General features: G+C 57.7%; 19 protein-coding genes. 15 read left to right on the forward strand and 4 right to left on the reverse strand.

Annotated elements, in window-relative coordinates; genetic code table 11:
- The first annotated feature begins 5 nt into the window (after positions 1–5).
- Genes thiM through thiD form a run of 3 tightly spaced genes read left to right on the forward strand, consistent with a single transcriptional unit; the run spans position 6 to position 2,246 of the window.
- Entirely contained in the window at positions 6–800 is a 795-nt protein-coding gene (thiM, locus tag HUN04_10970; GenBank protein ID WDP90194.1) for a hydroxyethylthiazole kinase, read from the forward strand.
- A gap of 13 nt (positions 801–813) precedes the next feature.
- Entirely contained in the window at positions 814–1,440 is a 627-nt protein-coding gene (gene thiE, locus HUN04_10975; protein ID WDP90195.1) for a thiamine phosphate synthase, read from the forward strand.
- Positions 1,440–2,246, forward strand: coding sequence for a bifunctional hydroxymethylpyrimidine kinase/phosphomethylpyrimidine kinase (thiD, locus tag HUN04_10980; GenBank protein WDP90196.1), 807 nt, complete (start codon positions 1,440–1,442; stop codon positions 2,244–2,246). Before thiE ends, thiD begins: the two co-directional genes overlap by 1 nt.
- 67 nt (positions 2,247–2,313) lie before the next feature.
- Here thiD and HUN04_10985 read toward each other — a convergent pair whose 3' ends face one another.
- The gene (locus HUN04_10985; protein ID WDP90197.1) at positions 2,314–4,161 is read right to left on the reverse strand and encodes a U32 family peptidase; all 1,848 of its coding nucleotides are present in this window, start codon (positions 4,159–4,161) and stop codon (positions 2,314–2,316) included.
- A 272-nt stretch (positions 4,162–4,433) separates the two neighbouring features.
- Between HUN04_10985 and HUN04_10990 the strand changes: the two genes are divergently transcribed.
- The 3 genes from HUN04_10990 to HUN04_11000 are packed head-to-tail and all read left to right on the forward strand — an operon-like array spanning position 4,434 to position 6,212.
- Complete coding sequence (locus HUN04_10990) at positions 4,434–5,081, forward strand: response regulator transcription factor (protein ID WDP90198.1); 648 nt, start codon at positions 4,434–4,436, stop codon at positions 5,079–5,081.
- 10 nt (positions 5,082–5,091) lie between these two features.
- Complete coding sequence (locus tag HUN04_10995; GenBank protein WDP90199.1) at positions 5,092–5,457, forward strand: response regulator; 366 nt, start codon at positions 5,092–5,094, stop codon at positions 5,455–5,457.
- Between the two features lie 44 nt (positions 5,458–5,501).
- Positions 5,502–6,212: a gamma-glutamyl-gamma-aminobutyrate hydrolase family protein gene (locus HUN04_11000; protein WDP90200.1), complete on the forward strand. Its 711-nt coding sequence runs from the start codon at positions 5,502–5,504 to the stop codon at positions 6,210–6,212.
- Here HUN04_11000 and HUN04_11005 read toward each other — a convergent pair.
- Positions 6,193–6,780, reverse strand: coding sequence for a hypothetical protein (locus tag HUN04_11005; GenBank protein WDP90201.1), 588 nt, complete (start codon positions 6,778–6,780; stop codon positions 6,193–6,195). The genes HUN04_11000 and HUN04_11005 overlap by 20 nt on opposite strands.
- A 248-nt stretch (positions 6,781–7,028) precedes the next feature.
- Between HUN04_11005 and HUN04_11010 the strand changes: the two genes are divergently transcribed.
- Both HUN04_11010 and HUN04_11015 read left to right on the forward strand, forming a co-directional pair.
- Entirely contained in the window at positions 7,029–7,721 is a 693-nt protein-coding gene (locus tag HUN04_11010; GenBank protein WDP90202.1) for a response regulator, read from the forward strand.
- A gap of 52 nt (positions 7,722–7,773) precedes the next feature.
- On the forward strand, positions 7,774–9,180 hold the full coding sequence (locus tag HUN04_11015) for a HAMP domain-containing histidine kinase (GenBank protein WDP90203.1): 1,407 nt from the start codon (positions 7,774–7,776) through the stop codon (positions 9,178–9,180).
- 17 nt (positions 9,181–9,197) lie between these two features.
- On the opposite strand, the gene HUN04_11020 is transcribed toward HUN04_11015, so the two are convergent.
- Entirely contained in the window at positions 9,198–12,053 is a 2,856-nt protein-coding gene (locus tag HUN04_11020; protein ID WDP90204.1) for a PAS domain S-box protein, read from the reverse strand.
- 218 nt (positions 12,054–12,271) lie between these two features.
- Here HUN04_11020 and HUN04_11025 point away from each other — a divergent pair, with 218 nt between their 5' ends.
- Positions 12,272–12,973 carry a transporter substrate-binding domain-containing protein gene (locus tag HUN04_11025; protein ID WDP90205.1) on the forward strand — a complete coding sequence of 234 codons (702 nt, stop codon included), beginning with the start codon at positions 12,272–12,274 and terminating at the stop codon, positions 12,971–12,973.
- Positions 12,974–13,076: 103 nt separating this feature from the next.
- Here the strand turns inward: HUN04_11025 and asd are convergent, their stop codons facing one another.
- Positions 13,077–14,183 (reverse strand): aspartate-semialdehyde dehydrogenase, encoded by a 1,107-nt coding sequence (asd, locus tag HUN04_11030; GenBank protein ID WDP90206.1) that lies wholly within the window; start codon positions 14,181–14,183, stop codon positions 13,077–13,079.
- Between the two features lie 374 nt (positions 14,184–14,557).
- Between asd and HUN04_11035 the strand changes: the two genes are divergently transcribed.
- Genes HUN04_11035 through HUN04_11060 form a run of 6 tightly spaced genes read left to right on the forward strand, consistent with a single transcriptional unit; the run spans position 14,558 to position 24,931 of the window.
- Positions 14,558–15,865 carry a hypothetical protein gene (locus tag HUN04_11035; protein WDP90207.1) on the forward strand — a complete coding sequence of 436 codons (1,308 nt, stop codon included), beginning with the start codon at positions 14,558–14,560 and terminating at the stop codon, positions 15,863–15,865.
- Between the two features lie 18 nt (positions 15,866–15,883).
- The gene (locus HUN04_11040) at positions 15,884–17,350 is read left to right on the forward strand and encodes a hypothetical protein (protein ID WDP90208.1); all 1,467 of its coding nucleotides are present in this window, start codon (positions 15,884–15,886) and stop codon (positions 17,348–17,350) included.
- Positions 17,347–18,351: a hypothetical protein gene (locus HUN04_11045; GenBank protein WDP90209.1), complete on the forward strand. Its 1,005-nt coding sequence runs from the start codon at positions 17,347–17,349 to the stop codon at positions 18,349–18,351. Before HUN04_11040 ends, HUN04_11045 begins: the two co-directional genes overlap by 4 nt.
- Before the next feature lie 3 nt (positions 18,352–18,354).
- Positions 18,355–21,162, forward strand: coding sequence for a hypothetical protein (locus HUN04_11050; GenBank protein WDP90210.1), 2,808 nt, complete (start codon positions 18,355–18,357; stop codon positions 21,160–21,162).
- Between the two features lie 16 nt (positions 21,163–21,178).
- Positions 21,179–22,951, forward strand: a complete 1,773-nt coding sequence (locus HUN04_11055) for a hypothetical protein (protein ID WDP90211.1) — start codon at positions 21,179–21,181, stop codon at positions 22,949–22,951.
- A gap of 15 nt (positions 22,952–22,966) precedes the next feature.
- Positions 22,967–24,931 carry a hypothetical protein gene (locus HUN04_11060; protein ID WDP90212.1) on the forward strand — a complete coding sequence of 655 codons (1,965 nt, stop codon included), beginning with the start codon at positions 22,967–22,969 and terminating at the stop codon, positions 24,929–24,931.

Raw genomic sequence — 24,931 nt, forward strand, 5'->3', positions numbered from 1 at the left:
CCGCCATGCGAATCAATGCCGCAGAAATCTGCCAGGACCTGGATGCCGTCCGGCAGAACAGCCCACTGGTACACAATATCACCAACTTCGTGGTCATGAACAATACGGCCAATGCCCTCCTGGCCCTGGGGGCGTCCCCGGTCATGGCCCATGCCGAAGAAGAGGTGGCAGACATGGTCAGTCTCGCCTCGGCCCTGGTCATCAACATCGGCACCCTGAGCCCCAAGTGGATCGACGCCATGTTCAAGGCGGCCAGGGCCGCAAAGCAAAAAGGGATTCCCATTGTCCTGGATCCGGTGGGCGTCGGCGCCACCCCCTTCAGAACCGCCACGGCACGGAATCTTGTCCAGGAGGCCGCTCCCGAAATCATCCGGGGGAACGGCTCCGAGATCATGGCCCTCAGCCAGGCCGGCATCAGCACCAAGGGGGTGGATTCCACCTCGGCATCCAACCAGGCCCTTGAATCGGCCCGGCACCTGAATAGGGAATTCAACGCCGTTGTCTGCATCACCGGCGAGGTGGATTTTATCCTGAACGGTTCAGCAACCATTGAGGTGAAAAACGGCCATGAAATGATGCCCCGGGTCACCGGGCTGGGCTGTACGGCCACGGCGGTCTGCGGGGCGTTTGCCGACGTGAATAAAAACTTTGAAAAGGCTGCGGCCCATGCCATGGCCGTCATGGGCATTGCCGGGGAAATGGCCGCAGAAAAGGCGGACGGCCCGGGGACCCTGCAGCTCCACTTCATCGACGCCCTTTACCGGATATGCGAACAGGATATCCGGGACCGGTTAAGGTAAAGGGAGAGGCGCCATGGAAGGAATCTACCTGGTCACCGGGGACTGCCCCCACCACGACCTGAACACCGTGGTGGCCCGGGCGGTCCGGGCCGGGGTCTGCTGCGTCCAGCTCAGGGAAAAAACAGCGGATACCAGGGCCTTCCTGGAGCGGGCCCTGGCATTGAAAGCCCTGCTTTCGGGCACCGGCATCCCCCTGGTCATCAACGACAGGATTGATATCGCCCTGGCCGCCGGGGCCGACGGGGTCCACATCGGCCAGAGCGACATGCCCTATGAAAAGGCCAGGGCACTTTTGGGGAATGACAGCATCATCGGGCTTTCCGTGGAGACCTGGGAAGATGTGGAGGCCGCCCAGAATCTTGACCTGGCCTATATCGGCGTCAGTCCGGTGTTTGCCACCCCCACCAAAACCGACACCAAATCACCCTGGGGGCTTTCGGGACTTGCCCGGATCAGGACCTTTTCCCGCCACCCCCTGGTGGCCATCGGCGGACTGAACCCGGGGAATACCGGTGAAGTCGTCCGGGCCGGGGCCCATTCCATTGCCGTGGTATCGGCCATCTGTGCGGCCGAAGACCCCTTTGAAGCCGCCCGGGACCTGAACAATGAATTCAATACAGCCATTGAGGAGACAAGATAATGAAAGAATACTTCCGCGCCCTGACCATTGCAGGATCCGACTCCGGCGGCGGCGCCGGCATCCAGGCAGACCTGAAAACATTTTCCGCCCTGGGAGTCTTCGGCATGTCCGCCATCACGGCCCTGACGGCCCAGAATACCCGGGTGGTCACCGGCATCTTCCCGGCCCCGCCGGAGTTCATCGGTCAGCAGATTGATGCGGTGATGGAGGACATCGGTACCCATGCCGTAAAAATCGGCATGCTCCACTCACCGGAGGTTATCGAAACCGTCGCCGCAAAGCTGGAACAATGGAATTGCCCCAATATCGTGGTGGACCCTGTGATGATCTCAAAAAGCGGTGACAAACTGCTCAGGGACGATGCCGTTTCCGCCCTGAGGGAACGCCTGCTCCCCATGGCCACCCTTATCACCCCCAACCTGCCCGAAGCATCGGTGCTCCTGGGCCGGGACATCCAAACCGCCGGCGACATGGCCGGCGCCGCCCGGGACCTTGCCGCCCTGGGCGCGGCCAGCGTCCTGGTCAAGGGGGGCCACCTGACCGGCAGCACCAGCCACGACCTGCTCTATGAAACCGGGGGGAAAACGGTTGAATTCCCCCAGGACCGGGTAAACACCCAAAACTCCCACGGCACGGGCTGCACCCTCTCCTCCGCCATTGCCGCCGGCCTGGCCAAGGGACTGGACCTTCACACCGCCGTCAAAACAGCGAAAGTATACATTACCGGTGCCCTCGCCGCCGGCGCCGGTTACGAAACCGGCCGCGGCCACGGCCCGGTCCACCACTTCCACAACCTCTGGCGCTGATCGCCGGCAGTATTGCACAGGGAGTGGCCAGCCGCCTTGGCGCTTCCGGCCCCGGCCGGACCACAGGCTAATCCTGTATTGTCCGGATCTCCATTTCACAGGCCCGGCAATTGAAAACCAGTCGGAACCGCCCCTTTTCATTTTCCAGGTACAGGGGCCCAGCCTTTTTTTCTCCGCTCCCCTTTTGTTTAGGGCAGCGGCCCAGGCTGTAACGGATACAATGTTTTGTGGCCATGACCGGGACTTCACTGTCCGGCGGCGAGAGTTCAAAGGCCGGTTCAAGGATCCTTGCCCCCCGTTTTTCATAAAACCGCCGGGCAAGGCCGTTGGCCACATTGGCCCTAAAATCCAAATCCACCTTATAACAGGGAACCGGTGAGGGGCGGTCTTTGGCCTTTTTTTGCCGGTATCGCTCCAGGCGGGCCTTTTCCAGAGCAGAGACCACATCCCGTCTCAACCCGTTCAGGGCCTTTGCCGGAAGAAAATACGGGGCGGACCGGATGTCCAGGCCCCTCAGGTAAAAGAGGGTATTGCCCAGTTTCCCCAGTTGTTTTTCAATGATCTCCACCGCACGGTCCGGATTCTTTGCCGCCTCTTTGGAAATTTCAAGCGCAGCCCGGGCCCGGGTCCCGTCCTCATCCACAGCTTCCAGAAAAAAACCTGAAGGGCATTCGGAAAAAATAAAATCCACACCGATTTTCCGTTCCGCCGTCTTGCCGGCCATGGCATTGGCAAAGGCCTGGTCATGGTTCCGGTAAATCCAGGTGCCCCTGGACGGGACATTTTTCTGCCGGCCCGGCCCGGAGGGCAGGAAAATCCGGCCGTCCTTTTCCAGCCGGTTGATATAAAACCCGGAGAGTTTTCGCCGGCCGTCCAGGAAACATATCCCGTCCCCGTTTCTCAAATCGTGTGCCCTGTCCAGTTTAATCCAGTTCGGGGTGCACTCTTTTACCTTGCCCATCCTCTCCCCCATGGATTTGGGGGTATCAAAAGAATGGATGGGGGTGCGGTCCCCGGACAGAAAATAATCGGTCTGGCCCCGGTTAAAGGTCTTGGCCGGATCCGGGGTAAAAAAGTATCGGGTTCGCCCCGAGGAGGCCCTCTTATATTGGGTTTCCCCCTCCAGCAGCTTGTCCAGCCGCTGCCGGTAAAATCCGGTGATATTCTTCACATAGGACAGGTCCTTGAGCCGCCCCTCTATTTTGAATGAGGAAATCCCGGCATGGGCCAGGGCCGCCAGGTGGTCCGCCCGGTTCATATCCTTGAGGGAAAGCAGATAGCGGTTCTTTTCAACCACCTGCCCGCTTTCCGACACCAGATTCCATGGCAGGCGGCAGGGCTGTCCGCAGGCCCCCCGGTTGGCGCTTCGGCCGCCGATGGCCGCACTCATATAGCACTGCCCCGAATAAGAGACACAAAGCGCACCGTGGACAAAGGTTTCCAGGGCGACCTTGGTCTGTTTCCGTATCTCGGTTATGGCATCCAGTCCCAGCTCCCGGGTAAGGATCACCCGTTCAAATCCGCTATCTTCTAAAAATTTCACCTTTTCCGGAGTGCGGTTGTCCGCCTGGGTGCTGGCAAAAAGCGGGATAGGCGGCAGGTCCATCTCCAGCAGCCCCATGTCCTGGACAATCAAAGCGTCGGCACCGGCGTTCCATACCCGTCGGACAAGTCCGGCTGCCGCCTCAAGCTCATCATCAAAAACCAGGGTGTTCAGGGCCACATACACCCTGGCCCGGAACCGGTGGGCATGGGTGCACAGGGCTTCAATATCCTTAAGGCTGTTCCCGGCGGATGCCCGCGCCCCGAACCGGTCCGCCCCGATATAAACGGCATCTGCCCCGTGGTCCACGGCGGCCCTGCCCAGTTCCAGATTTTTTGCGGGTGCCAAAAGCTCCAATACCCGATTTTCCATGCCGGCTCCTAAGTCCTTATACTAGTGCATTCGTATTTTCTCATATCCCCAAACATGATTCAGATTAAAGATTTGTCAACCGGCCCATATCCCTGTCCAACGCCGGAATCGGCCCGGCCATCCGGAAAAATACACATTTATAGTTATTGTGAAATTTTTCATGCCGTGCGATTTATTGTCTGATAAGTTCTTTCCACCAGGATCGGAGGTTCTTAGGGGGTACGGAGTTTAAACCGTTTCAAGCTTGATTTGACAGATATCTTCAGAGGAATATGGAAACAATAGCCGTTGTCATTGCAGATGATCATCCTTTAATCAGACAGGCCGTTAAAAACACGTTCAGAAATAATGACAAAATTAAGATTTCCGGCGAGGCCAATAACGGCATCGAATTGCTGGAACTCATGGCCAGTTCAGTGCCGGACATTGCCATCATCGACCTGGAAATGCCGAAAATGGACGGCTACGACACCATTTTAGAACTCCACACCCTTTACCCCCAAACCAAAACCGTTGCCTTCAGCGGATTTTTAAATGCCGCCAACCAGCAGAGGGCCATTGATATGGGGGCCTTTGCCTCCATCAGCAAAACCGAATCCAGCAAGCAGCTCGTTGAAGCCCTGGACGCCATCATCCGCGGGGAAGCATACCATTCTGACGTCACATGCGGATTTTATGCGGGATCCCCGGCAGGGACACCCTCCCCTGCCCAGTCTGTCCTCACACTGAGGGAGAAACAGATCCTGACCCTGATTGCAGAGGGCAAAACCAGCAAGCAGATCGGGGAAGCCTATAATATTTCCCAATGGACAGTGAACAAACACCGGTCCAATATCCGGAGCAAACTGGGCCACAGCAGCCTGGCAGAGATGGTCCGGTATGCCATAGAACACGGGTACATTCCCCCAGGGAAAAACTAAAGGATACTTCATGCCCGATCCCCTAACCATATTGGTCATTGATGACGAGGCCGGCATCCTGGAAGTCATGGCCGGAATCATGGCCGGGAAGGGGATAGAGGTCCACACGGCCGTGGACGGGGAACAGGGCCTGGAAAAACTAAGGGACCATTCATATCATATGGTCATCACCGATCTGAAAATGCCCGGAATTTCAGGGACCCAGGTACTGGAAAGGACCAGGCGGCTCAAAGGCAACGGCCTGCCCGTGGTGGCCATGTCCGGCACCCCATGGCTGGCAGGAGACGCCCCCTTTGACGCCGTCCTTGCAAAACCCTTTGTATGGGACACCCTGTTTGGCGTGATCCGTACCCTTGTCCCCTCTTTCAAAGGCTGATATAACCTTCCGGTTGTATGACTGTTTCTCCAGAGAGGTTTATCATGCGCCCTTTGATTGCCATTGTGGCCCACACAGATGAAAACCGGTTTAATATGCCGGCGGTAAATATTCCCACATCCTATGTCGATGCCGTTGAACAGGCCGGCGGAATTCCTTTTATCCTGCCCATTGTCAAAGACGCTTCCCTGCTGCCCCGAATGGCGGAACAGGCAAGGGGATTTCTATTTCCAGGGGGGTATGACCTGGATCCGGATTATTTCAACGAAGCCCCCCTTCCCGGCCTGGGACGGGTGGACCGGGATCTGGATGAATTCCAGCTGGCGGCATTCAGGCTGGCCCTGGATATGGAAGTCCCGGTACTGGGGATCTGCCGGGGGGCCCAGGTAATCAATGTGGCCCTGGGCGGCAGCCTTTACCAGGATATTCCTTCCCAGTTTCACACCCCGGTACTCAGACATACCCAGGAGGGCATCCATACCGGCACAGACCACGCCATTGATATTGAACCCGGCTCCCGTCTCCACCGGTTATTCGGGAAACAGATTGAGGTTAATTCAAGGCACCACCAGTCCATAAAAGAGCCGGGCAGGGACCTGGTCATTACGGCCAGGGCGCCTGACGGGGTGGTGGAGGCGGCCGAACATACCCGACTGCCCATCGACCTGATTCAGTGGCACCCTGAACTGATGATGCTGGGCAGCCCGGCCATGGCCCCGCTTTTTGACACCTTTATCAAGCGGTGCAGGGGCTGAGGTCCGGCACCGGAAAAACCATATCTGCCAGCCAACGGGTTTCCATTAGCGGCCAGACCGAATGCCGGACCCAGTCCGAAACCGTCTGGGCAGCATCACCGGCACCCCCGTTAAAATTCCGGAAATCCAGCGGGCTGACAAGGGACAACAGCGAAGAGACAACCTCATCGGAGAAACGGGACGGCGGCTGAAGGGAAAACAGGGCCAGGGGCATATGGGCAAGGGGCGCCCGGTGGGCACGGATAAAGGAAAGGGCGGCCTTAAAATGCCCTGAGCCATCCGGATCTATGCCCATGATCACCCCGTCATACCCCGCCAATGTCTTGAAAGGGAATCCTGAAGCTGATATGTCGGCCACCGTTATCCTGGCCTTTTCCTCTCCCAGCTCTGAAACCATGAGCCCGGCAGTTGCGGTCAATGCCTGGCTTGCCCCGGCACAGGCGACCAGCAGTCGTTTCGGTGCAGGAAGCCCCCCGCCCCCCGGGGCATGGCGCCGGCATTTGCCTTCCGCAGCGGCCATACCGGACAAAAACATGGGAACGATACCTGATACAAATGAATTTTTCATAATCTGCGGCCTTAAGGTGAATGAAAAGGGGAGGAAAACAAACAGGTCGAGAAGCGATAACAGGGAAGCGTCCCCCTCCCCTTTTCATGTTTGCGGGCATAGGGCCATGGTCGCCACATGTTTCCATACCCCCTGCAAAACATCTCATCCGTAAAAACACCTTACAGAACAAATGTAAAAATTTGTTTACTGGCTTGTAAATCTTTGTAAATCAATAGTAATAAGAACGGGAAAGGAAAGAATGAATCATGACTCAAACCTTATTGCTCATAGACGATGATACCAAACTCATCGACCTGCTCACCGAATATTTTCAGGAAAACGGATTTAAGGTTGCCGCCCTGACCGAAGGCACCCATGCCGCCAAGAAGATCCAGGAGACAGAACCGGATCTCATTATTCTGGATATCATGCTGCCGGGAAAGGACGGCCTGGAGGTCCTCAAGGATATACGCACCGGTTTTTCCACGCCGGTGATCATGCTCACGGCCAGGGGAGACGACACAGACCGGATTGTGGGGTTGGAACTGGGGGCGGACGATTACCTGCCCAAGCCCTTCAATCCCAGGGAACTTCTGGCCCGGATCCGGGCCATACTCAGGCGCCGGGACAGCGCCGCACCGGCCGGGGAACAGGATGTGATCCGGGCCGGGGAAATGGCCCTGAACCGGGCCGCACGGATGCTGACCATCAATGGACGGCCCGTGGAATTGTCCACCACTGAATTCAATATCCTTGAGGTCCTCATGAAAAGCCCCAATACGGTGCTGAGCCGGGACCAGATCATGAGCCTGGCCCAGGGCAAGGATTTCATGGCCTTTGACAGAAGTGTGGATATCCATATTTCAAAACTGAGGGCCAAAATCGAAAAAAAGCCCTCGTCTCCCACCCGGATCAAAACGGTATGGGGCACCGGATACATGTTTGTAAACCTGGATTGAAAACTGGATTGGACACAGGGCCGCGCACCGGGCCCGGGAGCCATGCCGCACTGTGAAAATCAAACGCCTCTATATCAAGATCCTGATTTCATGCATCGGGATACTCACGGTGACCATCACCATGATCCTGGCCCTGTTCATGTGTACGGCGGGCCGGTCCTATAAATCATACCTGGACGCCCAGACTTTTTCAAAGCTCAAGGTCTTCCAGGTCATGGTCCAGGAAACCGTTGACCTGCACCCCGGCCTCCCGCCGGCTGAAAATCCGGAGCTGGTCAAGCTGCTCAATACCTACGCCAGCCTTTTTGGAATCCAGCTGTGGATCACGAATCCCGCTGAAACGGTTCTCTTTAAAACCTTTGAGGGGCCGGTGAACATGCCCCGGTCCGGCCACCGGCAGGTACACCATGACAGGGGAATCACCCTCTATCATTATGTGCTCCGCTGGATCAAATACTATGCCACCATCCCCATCAACTCCGGCGGGGCCCCCCTCCACCTCCATTTATTCATCGACACCAGAGACCCCAACCATCCCGAGGGACTGTTTCTGGCCGGTCTGCTGGTCATCGGATGTGTGGCCGCGCTTCTGGTCGTCCCCATGGCCTCATTTATCACCCGGCGCATCAATCTTCTGAACCAGTCCGCCATTGAATTTGCCAACGGCAACCTTTCCATTCGGACAGATATCAGCGGCCAGGATGAAATTGCCAAACTGGGGGATTCCTTTAACCTCATGGCCGACCGGCTGGAAAAACTCATTCACAATGCCAAGGAACTCACCGCCAATGTCTCCCACGAGCTGCGGTCCCCCCTTGCCCGTATCCGGGTCTCAAAGGAACTCATACTGGACAGGCTGGAACAGGAACCGCCGGACGGCGGGGAGGGAAACAAGGAGACGAAAGCCTACATCCAGCGGCACATCAAAAACATGGACGGGGATATCAACGACCTGGACACCCTGGTCGAACACATGCTCTCCCTCTCCAAAATGAATTACCAGGAATCCGCCCTTTCCAGGGAGTCCTTCAGCTTTGCCCGGTTCCTGGAAACGGAGTTGGGGCATTACCAGTCCCTGCTCCGCCAGAGTGACCTGGCAATTGACCTGGATATCAGCGGCCCCCTCATGGTCTGCCAGGACAGGGCCGCACTCAAATCAATACTCTCCAACCTGCTGGACAATGCCGTAAAGTACTCCCCCCCGGGCAGCACCCTCCACATCGCCGCCCGCAGGAAGGGTAAACAAGGAATTGAATTTTCCGTCACCAATCCGGCACCGCCCCTTTCCCCCGGGCAGCTGGAAAACCTTTTTGAGCCATTTTTCCGGCTGGGCGGCCAGAGTGCCCCCGGCTCCGGTCTTGGGCTGACCATTGCAAAAAAACAGGCCGGCCGGTGCAACGGACAGATCCTTGCAGAGAATACGCCATTGGGACTATGTTTGAGCGTCCGCCTGCCCTGAAAAGAACCGGCCGGTAATTACCGGGCCGCCAGCAGCTCCTGAACCGCCCGGATATAGGTATTGTTCAGGCAGGGTTTTGACAGGTGGTCCACCCGGCGGTCCTCTGATCTGAGGTGCTTGATGGACTCCAGAAACTCAATATTGCCGGAAACAAAAAGAATGGGGATATCCCTGTCCTGCTTACGGATATGGTGATAGATGTCAATACCGTTGTATTCACCGGGAAGGACATAATCCAGGCTCACCAGGTCATAGGCCCCCGGCGAAAAAAGAGCCAGGGCCTGTTCCCCGTTTTCGGCAATGTCCACCAGGTGCCGGCAGGGCGGGAGGGCCAGGGCTGCGGACTGGATCCGTGAAATGGCGGCCTCGTCCTCCACCAGAAGGATACGGCTCCCCGGTGACACCTCCCAGGCGGCCACCTGCTCTTTTTCCTCCGGGGTCAATTGGACATCCACCAGGGGCAGTTCAACCGTGAAGCAGGCCCCCTCGTTCTGGACGCTCTCCACCCGGATTCGTCCTCTGTGCTGGTCCAAATATTTTTTAACATTGGCCATGCCGTACCCAGTCCCCCGGATGCTGTCGGGGTACTGCCCCAGAACATCCCTCCCGCCCTTGAGGGTAAAGGAGGGATCGAAGATCTTGTCCAGGCAGTCTTCCGGAATACCGCAACCGTTGTCCCGGATGGTAAATCCCAGGTTATTCTCCCGGATAAAGGTGGTGATCACGATCTCGGGCTCCCTCTGCCGGGCCAGGGCATGGGCGGCATTGATAAGCAGATTGACCAGCATGTGTTCAATCATCCCGGGATCGGCAATGAGGCCGGGCAGATTCTCGCCGAAGGCTTTCACCACCCTGATGCCTGACAGGTCTTTTTTAAGCAGATCAATGGCCAGGCTGATTTTTTTATTCAGGCTGAACAGCTTCTGCTTGGGCTCCTGATCCCTGGCAAAGGCCACCAGGTTCCGGGTCATATTTTTCCCCCGCATGGTCTGGCCCAGGATCAGGCCAAGGGCGTCGGCGGTCCCCCGCTCTTTGCAGTCTGCCAGGGCCAGTTCGGCATTGCCCATGATAACCCCCAGGATATTATTGAAGTCATGGGCCATTTTCCCTGCCACCTGGCCCACCAGGGCGTATTTGGACTGGTCCGCCGCAAAGGCCTGGGCGTCAAGTTTTTCCTCTTCAGCCTGTTTTCTGACCGTGATATCCCTCAGGGCCGTCACCCGGATCCGGTCATGGCCCTCCCCGGTCATCCGGGCCTGGATTTCACAGGGGAAGGTGCTGCCGTCCCTGCGCAGGGCCACGGCTTCGTAAGGCACAATACTGCCCTGTTTCATTTTTTCGCCCACCAGGGCCCTGAAATCCGGAGCGATCCATTCAGTGCCCAGCCTGCCCAGCGCCTCTTCCTGAGAATATCCGAACATGGTTTCCGCGGTCCGGTTCTGGCCGATGCAGATCCCCTCCCTGGACAGGAAAATGGCCTCGAACGAGGCATCGGACAATTGTTTATACAAATCCTTGAGCCGGCGGTTCTGCCCTTCGCTGCGGGTCAGTTCCTCGGTGCGCCTTGCAACCCGCTCTTCCAGCGCTTCATTGGCGTCCCTGATCTGATCGGTAAGCGTCTTGTTTTCTATAAAAATTTCTTCAACAGCGGTGAACCAAGGTTTCCACATGGCCGGCAATGGCCCGGGCCGGCGGCCGAACCGCCCCCTGGAGAGCCTGTAAATATACTCCACAAACTGATCGGCCGGCCGGGCAAGAAGGATATGGCCGGAAACCAGCACAACCAGTATCAATACAAAAAGCACCAGGAACAACACCAGGGGTTCGGGCCCGATACGGTCCATGAGCCGGGCATACACCGGAGGGATCTTTTCCAGGTATACGGCCTGCCAGGGGGCATTGCCAAGATCTGCCCGCAGGATCCGGTACCCCTGGCGGTCATGTATTTTGCCCCCGGGGATACGGGCCAGTTCCGCAACCCCCATGGTAAGCCCGCCGGGCAGTACACCGGACAAGGACCCCACTGCCGGATCCGAAGAAGAGGCGAGTATAGGGTGGGCCACCACCTGGGACTGGGAATTGACCAGAAAGAATTTCCCGGACTCTGGCCGGAACCCCGCCACAATCCCGTTGAGGAAATCCACGGTCAGGTCAACGGCCACCGTACCCATGAACCGCTCCCCCTCATACAGGGGAATCCCGCAGGTGCTCATCAGCCCCTTGCCCACCTCATCGGTATACACCGGGGTCCAATAGGCCACCTTGCCCGGATTGGCCCCTGGAAGGGCCAATTGGTAAAAATCTTTTTCATAGGAGTCCGGCGTAAACCGCCACTGGGCCGAAGACACCCAGGGGTAAAGATGAATAAAGGAACGGGCACTGAAATAATAGACCCAGGCACTGGTTTTGATATTTTTTTGCACCGAGGCCATGAGGGGGCCCAGCCTCAGAACCGCCCGGATCTCCCGGAGTTCATCCCTGGGTTTTACAGCATAGGTGCCCAGCCCGGTGAGGTTGCCGTAAGGTGCCGGCTCTTCAGCCAGGGCGTCCAGGTGGAAATAGCCTCCGGCCTGTCTGAACAGGTCCGCCACCGGCGGCATGGCAAATGCGGTTTGGCCTCGGGTGGCGGCCAAATCAGCTTCGGCCACGGATTTCATGGCGTCCAGAGCCGAGGTTACCTGGGCCAGCATCCGATCCAGCGACGCTGCCATCTGCCCAAAATCGCGCTCCAGATCCGCCTGCTCATGAACGCCCTGTTTCTTGAAATTAAGGGCCATGGCCCCCAGTGTTCCGGAAATCAAGCCCAATAAAATGATGAGAATGCCCAGGGCATTCCGAATATGAAACCGTACCACGGGTGAAGATTCAAGCATTGGTTTGTGCGGTGTCTCAGGCATAGGCACAGGCTCGATTTTGGTTGAATATTCCAAAGGCTTATCATAAAACCGGCCCGTCCCAAAGTATTTTTTGGACAGAGGGGAGGCACTGCCGCCGAACAGGCAGTCCCCTTGTTTTCATCCTCCGATACGCTATAATACATATTATGCATTCATCCAGACTGAAAATAATCACCCTTTCGACGATCTGGCTGATGTTGCTTTTACCCGCCGCGACAAGAGCTGGGAACCGGCTTGTGCTGGCCACCCTGGACTGGGAGCCCTATATCGGCCGGCAGATGAAAGACCAGGGATTTCTGGCCGTGATTATCCGCCAGGCGTTTCAGCGGAGCGGTGTGGATGTGAAAATTGAATTTCACCAATGGTCCAGGGTGGTGGGCCTGGCCAAAAAAGGACGGGTGGACGGCTATTTTCCTGAATACTATGCCCCACGCATCAAAGACTATGCCGAATTCTCGGCCCCCATCCCCGCCGGCCCGGTGGGATTTTTCAGCCTGAAAACCGCCGGGATCCGCTACACCCGCCTGGAAGAGCTGAAGAAATATCGCATCGGCATCGTCAAGGGCTATGTCAATGCCAGTGAATTCGATGCCGCAGATTTCCTGGACAAACACGGGGTGAAAGACGACTTGAGCAATCTCAAACTGCTGCTTGCGGGAAGGGTAAACCTGATGGTGGCCGATAAATACGTGGGATTTCACCTGCTCAAAAAGCATATGCCGGACCGGGCCTCCGAAGTGGAATTTCTGCCCACCATTCTGGAGCCCAAGGATATCTTTGTATGCATCTCGACAAAAATAAAAAAAACAGGTTACTTTTTAAAGGCATTTAACAGGGGGCTGGCGCAAATGACGGCCGACGGCACCCTGGGAAGACTGCTCCCGAAATTCCAATAGAACGGATGGCCCCCATTTTAACAGCAAAACCCCGGCCGCCCTTTCAGGCAGCCGGGGTTTCATTTAAATGGCGCAGCGGCATCCGCCGCCCTGGCGCCTTTTTTTACAGAATAATATTCAAAATCCGGCGCAGGGGCTCGGCCGCGCCCCAGAGCAGCTGGTCGCCCACGGAAAATGCCGTCAGGTAGTCTTCGCCCAGGGTCATCTTCCGTACCCGGCCCACGGGCACGGTGAGGGTGCCGGTGACCCGGGCAGGCGTCAGTTCGGCAATGGTTTCTTCCTTGGTATTGGGAACCACCTTCACCCAGCCGTTATTGGCGGCCAGGGCCTGGTTGATATCCTCCAGGGGAATGTCCTGTTTCAGTTTAATGGTGAAGGCCTGTGAATGGCAGCGCATGGATCCGATGCGGACGCACTGGCCGTCGATGGGGACGGGGTTGTCCGACCGGCCCAGAATCTTATTGGTTTCCACAAAACCTTTCCACTCTTCCCGGGTCTGGCCGTTGTCCATGGCCCTGTCGATCCAGGGGATAAGGCTGGCGCCCAGGGGCACGGCCCAGTTATCCACGGGAAATCCGCCGGAACGGACGGATTCAGTGACATTGCGGTCCAGTTCCAGGATGGCCGAGGCCGGATTGTCCAGGATGGGGGCGGCCTGGTCGCCGATGTATCTCATCTGGGCCACCAGTTCTTCCATATTTTTGGCGCCGGCCCCGGATGCAGCCTGGTAGGTCATGGAGGTCAGCCATTCCACCATATCATTTTCAAAAAGGCCGCCCAGAGCCATGAGCATCAGTGATACCGTGCAGTTTCCGCCGATATAGTTTTTGATTCCCCGGGCCAGGCCCTCCTCGATCACCGACAGGTTCACCGGGTCCAGAACAATGATGCTCTGGTCATCCATTCTCAGGGTGGAGGCGGCGTCGATCCAATACCCATTCCAGTCCCGTTCTTCAAGCTGGGGCCGGACCGCCTCGGTATAGGAACCGCCCTGGCAGGAGATCACGATATCCATTTCCATGAGGGTATCGATATCATGGGCATCAATGAGGGCAGGCACCTCCTTGCCCACATCGGGTGCCTTCTGGCCGGCCTGGGAGGTGGTAAAGAATACCGGGGTAAATTTTTCAAAATCATTTTCCGCCATCATTCTTTCCATGAGCACGGATCCCACCATGCCCCGCCAGCCGACCATTCCTACTCTTTTCATTGTCCTTTCCTCCGAATGGATAATTTTGGTTAAAACTAAACCTATACCTGTTTTTTCCCAAAGAGACCAGAAAAAAACGACCGGGCCCCCTCCCCGTTCAAGGCCGGATCCGTGGTACCTTCCTCAAAGTTCCCCCTGGATGCCGCCATATCGTCCATTTCATATGGGAAAGTATGGAAGCCCATACAGGGCCAAGTGAACAACCATGCAAAAAACCACCGGAAAGGATGCCTGGTGCCCATCCGGACCTGAAATAGGGGTGGTTAATATTGACAGCCGGTATCAGTCTTTATATAGTGGCCTATCCAAAAATCGTGAACAGCGGAGCCCCCGGCAGCCGCTGATATCATTATTACCCTTGAGGAGAGCGCTCCATGAAACGATTCAAGACCCTCACCATTTTAGCTCTGATTTGCTGCTGTTTATCTTTCCCAACCCTTGTTCCGGCAGAAAGCCAAGGCCAGACGGACACCGCCTCATCCGGCGAAGCCTCATCGGGTGGCCTTTCCTCCGACGACCTCATGAAAGGGCTGATGGGCATTCTCCAGCAGGGCATCGACGAATTCATCGGCAGCTACAAAGGGCGGCTGGGGGATGTGAAACTCCTGGAGCGCCTGGGCAATAAGATCGTCCTTGAAGTCACCTACGACAACGTCAAGCGAAGCGATAACGTCTATGTCCAGGGCGAAGTCCGCTACTTCGGCGAGAAACTGGAAGGATTCAAAAACACCCTTTCCGCGGTGAGCGGGAGCCGGGGAAAGGCCGTGCTGACCATCGGCAGGACAGCCGCGGAAGACGACGGCTGGGGCATGCCGGCTGCGGAAGTGCAGTCCGACCAGATCCGGCTCTATCTGGTCAGGGGCACCAATCCGGACCGGCCTTTCGGAGAAATCATCTACGATCTGCCAAAACTCTGGACCGACTCCGACCTGCCCGACGCGGCGGTGAGTGACGGATCAGCCGATTCAAGCGGAAGCGACAGCATCGAGCTGGCCGATGAAGGCGAGGAAGGCGCAGATACGGGTACGGCCCCCGCCTCTCCCGGCATCTTTGTCAAGCCGGGCACGGTACTCAAACCCCGCCTGCCCGGTGCTGCAGGAACGGCTGCCTCAACACAGCCCGCCCTCCAGACCGGCACCCAACCCAAACAAGAGGCACCGGCAGCGACCCTTGTCCAGCCCCTTCTCCGGGTGACCACTGCTTACGATTTCTACAAAAATGCAAACAAGGCCCAATGGCGCAGCGGTGCGGGAAAACTGCCCTTCCCCGGCCGCACCAATGATAAACGGGGATTTGTCCGCCAGGTTCCCAAGGCGGCCCTGAGCACGGGAAATGCCGCCCTCTACCTGCTCCAGACCCATCCCCAGTGGAAATCCAGGGGATGGATCCAGGGGATCTATCCCCCCGTAATCCCGGCGGCCGGCATGCATTTCAAGGCGGTGGCCGGATTCCTGAAAGGCGCCACCGCCTCGGACGGCGCAATCTTCCAGGTCCATGTCAAAGAGGGGGGCAAAACCTACCGGGCCCTTAGCCGGACCCTGTCCGCCAGACGGTATGCCACCCTGGATGCGGATCTCTCCAGATGGTCCGGCAAAAAAATCCAGATCATTCTCCAGGTCATTGCCGGCAATACCAGCGCCCAGGACTGGGCCGTCTGGGTGAAGCCGCGGCTGGAAAAATAAGCGTTCCGGAGGATTGCCATGAACCGTATATGCCTTTTGCTGTTGGCCCTGTTTCTCATGTCCGCCGCCCCCTGTACCGGTGCAGAACCGAAATTCAAGGCCCTGGCGGCACCCAAAACCCTTCAGATGAAAGCCTTTAAACCGGTGACCGCCGTGATGATCAAACGGCCGCTGAAACTTAACCTGAAACTGCGGCCGGTGGTGCCGCCGGCGCCGGTAAAACCGGAAGGGCCGGATGCCCGGTCCGCCGTGGACCTGGCCGATATCATCGAGGATGCCGCCCTGCTGGAGGATCTCTCCGTCACCTGCGGCTGGGATCCCCACCTGATTTTCCAGGACAAGGCTGCGGGCAATGTATTTTACTACCTGCCCCGGGAATTTCGCCTGGTCCATGACCCGGTATCGGGCTTCGGCCTCAGCGTCCAATACAACCACCTCAAGGAGGGCCAGGAGGCATCGGTGATGCTCACGGCCCAATTGGCCGCCCCCCACCATCCCGGGGACATCCCCCTGCTCAAGCAGATACTCAAACAGGCCTTCGGCCTCAAACCCGCGGACAAACTGACCCTGAAATCCATATCCGGCATCGGTGCCACAGCAGATATGGCCGCCATCGCCGCCGGCCTTTCCCTGCCGCCGGAACGGATCAGCCTCACCCTGCCCGCCCACCTCAAGCAGGCCTTTAGGCTGGTGCTGCTTCTGAACCCCGACGAAACCGAAGAGGTACTGGCCCAGATCACCCGGGAAGGGCTGACCGGAAGCCTTCTGGTCCGTGTGGGTGAGGATGCGGTGCCCGTTCCCATCCACATCCGCTACACCGCCTTTGCCGGAGAAAAGACAGAGGGTTTTTCCCAATGGGCGGAGAACCGGCCCAAGGGCAGGCTGAAAAATGTAACCCCCTTTCCCATCACCCTGGATTCCATCAACGGCTACACCGTGTACAATGGCAGTCTCAAACGGATATCCAAAACACTCAAGCCGGCCACCCTTGCCCCGGGTCAGGAAAAATCATTCAAACTGCCGCCGGTGGCCAAGGTGCTGGGCACCAACGTCACCCTGGCCTGGCTGGGCACCACCCTGGACAGCGGCTGCACAAAATGCATGGAAAAAGTGGACCGCCAGGTCCGCCAGGGGGTGGCGGCCGCCCCTTCGGCCAAAGTAAAACTTGAGGCCATTCCAGCCGTATTTGAGGACCTTGAACTCTATAAAATCCTTATCCAGGTCAAAAGCCCCTATTTTACTGCGGAGCCCGGGCCGGTAAGGGAAAAGGAGGCGGAGCTGACCCAGGATGAAAATACCAATACCGACATCCTTCTCTACCCGCCCTCGGACAGGGGGGAGACTCCCCTGCTCTACAAATACCGGCTTAAACTCATCACCGCCGAAGGGGCTGTCCTGGCCCAGCCGGACTGGAAAGACAGCCGGGACCTGAGCCTTTTCTTCGGCGCCACCCAGATTGAGCCCCTGCTGGAAGGCGCCCAATGAAATGCCTCTATGCCCTTGCCGCCGTTCTGCTCACGGCGGCAACCGCCCTGGCCGCCCCCAACCTGGATGACTATACGGACATCAACGGGGTGAGGCTTTACCGGGACCAGGCGAAACCCGCCGTTTTCTATCCGGCCCCGGCCCCGCCCGCCCTGGCAAAGGGGCCCGCCGGCCTGCCGGCTCTCTCCTTTGAGGTTTTCCGCTACCACGGCCGCAAAGGTACGGGGGATTCCGGCAAGTTCCGGATCAGGGGGGTGCTTTCCCTGGACATCCGGCGGGAGCGGGGCAAAAAAGAGGTCAAACAATTAAAATCGGCATTAAAGAAAACCTTTGGCATTAAATACCCCAAGCTCAGGAGCATACCGGTGAGCGCCACCCGGGGCCGGATGCTTTTCAGCGACATCAGCCTGGAATGGTCCAGGCCGGGCCGGTGGCCGGGGAAGCGGATCATTCTTCCCCTGGACGAACAAATGAGCCTTATCCTCTGGGAAGCCCTTGAAGCCGGCCCCACCCTGCTATCCGTGGAAATGACCGAAGATCTTGCCGGGGTGAAAAAGACAGGGGACGGGGAATGGGGAAAAGCCACCGGCACCCATGCCGCCACCCTGCCCGTCACCCTGGATATGTCGGCCCACCCCTCCCTGTACCGGAAAACGGAACTGGGGGGGAGAATGGCCATGGGCTATACCGGCATAGATGTCCTCTGCTTTGATTTCCTGGAAGAGCTGGACCCCACCCTTTATTCCAAAATCGTGGAAGTGGCCATCCCCACCCCGGGCACCCCCCTGACCGAAGCCATCACCTTTAAAGAGGAAAGCGCCCCCAGGCAGCGCATCGACTTTAAACTGGCCAAGGACCTGGATACGGCGTACCGGGTCAGGATCACCCGGGTCTACACCGACGGCCGGACCGAAAAAGGCGATTGGGCCAAACGGGAAGGCGAGGCCATGCTGGACATCACCGACTATAAAATCACTGAAGATGACGAAGACGAGGAGTAGCCCATGAGACCTAAATTTCATCCGACACCGTGGATATTTTTTATTGTCCTGCTGCTGGCGGGCCTGATCACCGACGGTTTCTGCCAGGAAATCAATCTCGACAAAATGAAAAAGGCCGGAGACCTGATCTGTTATCCCTCACTCAAGGATGCCAAGGTCTGGTACTATCTGCCGGACCGGCCCAGGCTGGCCACAAAAAACGGGCGGCCCCAGTTTTCCTTCCTCAAGTACAGCCGCCTGGAAAAACAGGGCAAGGCCGGGACCCATGCCGCCCAGGGCGGGGGCATTCTCCACTTTCTGGTCACCTACGGGGCGGATAAGAGCCGGGTCAGGAATGCGGAACGCCGCCTCCAGGAAGAATTTCCCGAGGCCCGGCTGGAGGGGCCCATCGTATACCGCAAGGGCAGTTTCGCCCTGGTCACCTCGTTCACCACGGAACAGGAAACCCTGGTCAAAACCGTTGCCGTGGGCAAGGCTCCGCTGATGGAAGGACAGAAGGCCGCCGTCTCCATGGCCCTCTCCCGGGAGGGTGCCGAACTGCTCTGGGAATCCTTTAAAGGCGATACCCCGGACATCTCCCTGGTCTTTGACATGGAATTCGCCGGCATACGGGAACCCTACGAAGCCACCCTGGAGGCGGACTGGTCCAGGATTGCCAGCCACAAGCAGCTCAAGGCCGGGTTTAAATACTCCTGGTTCGGGGCGGACGTGGACATGCTCTTCCAGGAGCTTCGCCAGACCGGCGCCATCAAGATCACCACCAAGGGCGAAAACGCGGCCATGGACAAAATCCTGGACAGCGCCAATGCCAAACTTCTCCAGGTGATGTTTGACCCGGCCCCGGTGGACGACCTCTCCAGGGCGGCCGCGGAAAAGGATTCCTACTCCAATCTCAACCAGGCCATGAAGCTGCTCAAGGCCAACCAGACAGCCGCCAAAACCTCTTTGAACCTGAATTCCCCGGGATTCAGGCAGATGATCGCCGCCGTCATTGACGCCGTCATTCCCGAGGCCCATGCGGCAGTCAATTATGAGGATATGCCCGGGATGACCAAAACTTACGCCGAAAAACTGACCCAGGACCAGTTGATGCAGCTCAAAATGCTGATTCGCCCGGCCATGGGAATCGATCAGGATATGAACGCCCTGGAAGCCGCCCTTCCCCTGTACAAGCTCTACCTGGACCAGTATAAGGCCATGACCGGAATCAACCTTCCGGCCCCGGACCTCCGCTACAAAATAGGCCGCATCCACTACTCCATCGGCCAGAGCCAGGAAGCCCTGGACTGGTTTCAATGCTGCTGCCATACAAGAGACTGCATTCAATTCCAGCACACCATAGAAAAAGAAATGTCCGGGAACGGAACAAGCAATACCCAGGCCCCCGCCGGCAAGACCGCACAAAAAACCCGGCAGAAAAAAACAAAAAGTAACAGCACCCAACGTCAAACCGCCGATACAGATACCGCCCCCACCCTGCCGCCCCTGCCCGGGGAGAACCAGGCCCCTGCCGACACCCAGAATAAAAACGACATCCGGAATACCCCAAAGGCCCCCGATTCGCCCTCCGGGGAAGATACGGCGGCAGAGGCCTACAACCGGGCCAGGCGACTGGACAACGACGCCGTGAAGTCCGGCTATGACCCGGATAAAACCATGGCGGCCCTGGATGCCTACGAATACTACCTCGGGATATACTCCCCGACAGGGTCGAGGAAAAAAGAGGTGGAAGGACGGATCAGATCCCTTCAGCGCCGGCTGGTGCCTGACCCCGATACGCCGGATAAAAACCAGGCCCCCGGCAATGGGATTGAAAACCAGATCAGCAATGAAACCCCGCTGGCACCGCTCCCGGGCACCGATGTGACAGCAACCACACCACCGGCGTCAAACGCAAAAGAGACAGCGCCCCCAGCCGCGGCCCCCCAAGCCGCGGGGACAAAGGCATCCGATACCGCTGCCAAGAAAAAAGCAGCCAAATCAAGCGCCGTCAAAAAGGCCGCGGAAAAAGCCCCCGGCTTCTCCCTGGTGGCCTCTTTCAAGCTCAAGAAAATCAAGCGGTCCGGAAGAATGGTTTACAAGATGAACCATTTCAGATCGGAGATGCAGAGCTTTACCATGGCCGAAAACATCGGAAACCTCTATTCCCGGTATGGCAGGGATTCGAGGATATTCCGGGCGGTTGCCATTGACGATCCCGTTTTCAAACAGCGGGAAATCCTGGTCACCCTGGACGGACAGGATACCGCCACCTTCACCCGGTATATGAATTTCGTCACGGTGAAGATGAAAAAAATCCACCAGAACGGCGATATCTCCACCGACGAAGTGGTCATCACCCCGGAAGCCTTCAACCTCAAGGCCAATGCCTTCAGCCTCAACTACGGGTACAAGGGGGACAGCAACCGGAACCAATGGCTGGCCTACCAGTACCAGGTCACCTGGTCCTTCCACGGCGGGCTTGAAATCCGGTCGCCCTGGCAGACCGATACCAAGCCCATGCTGGCCCTGGCCCCGCCCTACCAGTACAAAGGGCTGACCATTGAAGGGGAAGGGGATACCCTGGACCGGGCCGGTGTCCGCCACGCCCTGGTCACGGTGAATTCCTTCATCAACGGCAGGCCGGTGAAAACCCAGGCCACCATCAAAAACCAGGGACCGGCCCCGGCCCTTCACCTGGATTTCCCCCGGGGCAGGGATGAGCACCCGGTGGAGGTGGGTATCAAATGGTTTCTGCGGGGGGGAAAAATTCTTGAATCATCGCTCCAGCCCCTGGAAGGGGATATATTCTACTGGGATGAACTGCCATAAGGAGGAAAAAACGCCAATGAAGATATTTGAATTTAAAAAGACCTGGCTGGTCCTGGCCCTGATTGCGGCACTGGGCCTCCTGCCCCCGGCGGCCCGGGCCCTGGTCAACTACGAAGCCGGCCGGCTGCAGGTCAACGGGATTCTCCTGCTCCAGGATACGGCCGACCCGAACACTTATTACTACCTGCCACCGGCCCCCCGGGTCTCCCAGCGCAAGGACGGGGGCCTGGAATTTTCCATGATCAAATTCGTGGACCCGGCAGGGGAGACCAGCGGCGGGCTTTTCCACATGTTGGTGTCCCTGAGCCTGCCGGCCGATGAGCTGGCCGCCCTGGAAAAGGGACTGAAAAAGATAAATTCCAAGGCCCGGCTTGCCGGCCCCGTTCCCCTGAAGCAGGAGGCCCAGAACACCTTTTCAATTATTTCCGGCACCCTGAGCAATAAGCAATTCACCACCAGCCTCATTGCCAGCGGACGGGCCCCGGTCACCCCCGGCTCCAAGGCCGCCGTGGCCGCCACCCTCTCCCCCCACGGGGCCACCCTGCTCTGGGAATCCCTCCAGAAACCCACTTCCGATGTATCCGTGGCCCTGCGCACCTATTACGAGGCGGCCCTGCCCTCCTTCACCGCCAAAATCAACGCCGAGGTCTCCACGGTGTACACCCATTTTTCCAAGCTGGACAACAAGCAGCACCGCTACAACAGAAAACAGGTCCGGGACATTGTGGACGAACTGGTCCGCACCGGGGACATTAAAGTGGAGGTCATGGACCGGATGCCCGAAGACCGCGCCAACAAGGCCATGCAGTCCCTGGTGGACATGGTCACGGGCAAGCTGACGGAAATCATCTTTGACCAGAAAACCGGATTCACGGCCATCCCTGAAAAGGAAAAGGCCGTGGAAGCCGGCCAGGTCAAGGGGCGCCAGAAAAAGGGGTGGCTGGCCAAGCTTTTCACCTCCACGGGCAACCAGAAATATTATACGGACAACCAGTACGTGCTCAAAAAACGGGAAGACATCAACCGGGCGGTATTCTCCATCAACCTGAACCGGCGGGCCGTGATAAAGGTTCCCGTGGATACGGCGGGCAATATTTCCGGGCTGTACAAGGCATTTGGCGACGATCCTGAGATGTTCCGGGTGGTGAACCTGGCCGACCCGGCCTTCCAGAAACGGGAAATATTTTTCAGGATAGACGGGGATTATGCCACAGCCTTTGAAAAAATCATGAACTACGCCGGGGTTTCCGTCAAAAAGACCTACAAGGGTCAGGCCGACGCCACCGGCGAACTGGTATTCACCCGGGAGGACATCCGGGACGGCCGGCTGGGCAAGTCCTGGAAATACGCCCGCCTGGGCCAGAGCGGATCCGACTGGCTCAACTACGGATTCAGGACCATCTGGTCCATCCAGGGGCAGCATAAAATAGCCACCCCCCAAGAACCCGATGCATGGCTCCAAAGCGCCGATCCCATCATCACCCTGGCACCGCCCCTGGAACGGCTGGACCTTGAAATAGACGCCGACCGTTTCCTCTTTGAGGATGCCGCCATGAGAAGCGCCACCCTGGAGGTGAGGTATACCATTTTCGGGGCGAAAAAAAAGGAGCGGTTCGCCGTGATGCGGGCCACGGATGCGGAATCGGTTTCCGCCCAGGTCCTCTTCCATGATCCCAAGTCCGATATCCAGTACCGGGTCAACTGGTACCCGGCAAAGGGCAAGCCGGCCAAGGGGGAATGGACAGACCTTGACGATACATATTTAGTACTCACACCACCGGGCCTATAATTTAAGGAGGAAAAAATGAAGCTGAATCTCTTGAAAACCGCCATCCTGCTCATGGGTATATTTGCGATGGTGCCGGGGGCCGGGGCGGCCACCCCCCAGATGACCTATATGAAACAGTTTAAACCGATGCAGATCACCCCGTCCGTGAATATCCCCTCCCGGGAGGTTGTCAAGGAAATCGGGGGCATCCGCTACGGCCGCCATGTGGATGTCAAACTTTCCGACGGCACCACGGTGCGCTGCTTCCCCGCGGCCACCAAAGATCCCAATAAACAGTCCAAGAATTATTACTACCTGCCCGCCGACCCCAAAATATCCCGGGACAAGGACGGCACCCCCAAATTCTCCATGGTCCGGTTTGTCACGGATAAGACCAAGGCCGACGGGGGCACCGAAGGGGCCATCATCCACTTTCTGGTGGAGTACGGGCTGGACAAAAAGCAGCAGAAGGAAGTGGCCAAACTGTTGAAGAAGCAGGTCAAAGGGGCCAAACTCAAGGGGGCGGTTCCCCTGGAGACCGGGGCCGAGGGCAATTCCTTCAACGTGGTCTCGGCCACCCTCACGGACAAGGGATTCACCTCCACCCTGGTGACCAGCGGCAAGGCCCCTGTAATGGAAGGGCAGAAGGTGGCCGTGGCCGCCCGGCTGGATGCCTACGGGGCCACCCTGCTGGCCAAAAGCCTTGAGCAGCCCACCACCGACATCTCCGTGGTCTTTGACCTCAAATATGTGGTCAAGCTGCCGGCCTACGACGTCCAGGTGAAGATCAATTACGACAAGTACCACCTTCTGGAAAATGAATACACCGAAACCCGGGCCAAAAAGACCAAAACCAAACGGTATTGGAATCCCAAATGGTATAATCCCCTGAACATCAGCACCAAAAAAACCACCACCCTCACCGAAGAGGAACAGACCCGGGCCCTGGACTACCTCCAGGAAACCGGGGTGGTCACTTTCGATTATGTCCAGCATGTGCCCGATGCCGACAAGGAGATCGTGGAAAGCGGGCTGCACAAAATCGTCCTGGAATCCTTTTTTGATATGCAGAAACGGCTGGGGGAACCCACGGAAGAAGAACTCAGCGACGATGGCAGCGAGGACGATAAATCCGCTGCGGAGCAGCGGCGGAAGAACGCCGCCAAAGCCAGGAATTATCAGTATACCGTCTTCCAGAGAAAAGAGATCAAGCGGACCTCCACCCAGGTGCTGAACCTGAAAAAGGTCATTGCCCGGTATGAAAGCCATACCATGACCGGGAACGTGGGCACCTGGTACGGCAAATACAAGGACAACCCCAAACTGGTCACCGAAGTCAACCTGGACGATCCCTTTTTCCAGCGCCGGGAACTGCGGTTTGTCATCGGGCTGACCGCCTATGATATTTTCAGCCAGATGGTCAATTATGCCACGGTGCAGGTGCGGGTGCCCCGCAAGGGACAACGCCCCTTCATCGACGAGCTTAGCATCGACAAAAAATACCTGGAGGAAAACGGCCAGACCGCCATGCTCTCCTACGCCCGCATGGGAGACGACGAACTGACCTACGATTACGCCGTCCAGTGGAGCCTGAGGGGCGGCCACCTCTATCCCCCCAAGCCAGTGTGGAAAAAAGGGGAAAGCATGAATGTGGACCTCACCGCCCCCATCCGTCCCGTCACCATTGAGGCGGAAGCCGACCTGGACGAACTGGAGGAGATGGGCGTGGCCCGGGTCAGCGTTGAACTGCGCTACAAACGCTTCGGCAGTCAGTACACCGATAAAAAAGGCTTTGCCCTCTCCCCGGGAGTGGGGGAACCGGTGGTTTCCAAGGTGATCTACCAGGATACGGACAGCGACCGCCTGGAATACCGGCTGATCTTCCACACCAGAAAGGCGGGCAAGATCAAAGGGGATGACTGGCATACCGTGGACGGGGACTATATCTACTGTGCCCCGGCCGAAACCATCATCGACAAGCTGCGCAGCCTGCTGGATTAG

It is taken from the genome of Desulfobacter sp. (assembly GCA_028768525.1).
Taxonomy (GTDB): domain Bacteria; phylum Desulfobacterota; class Desulfobacteria; order Desulfobacterales; family Desulfobacteraceae; genus Desulfobacter.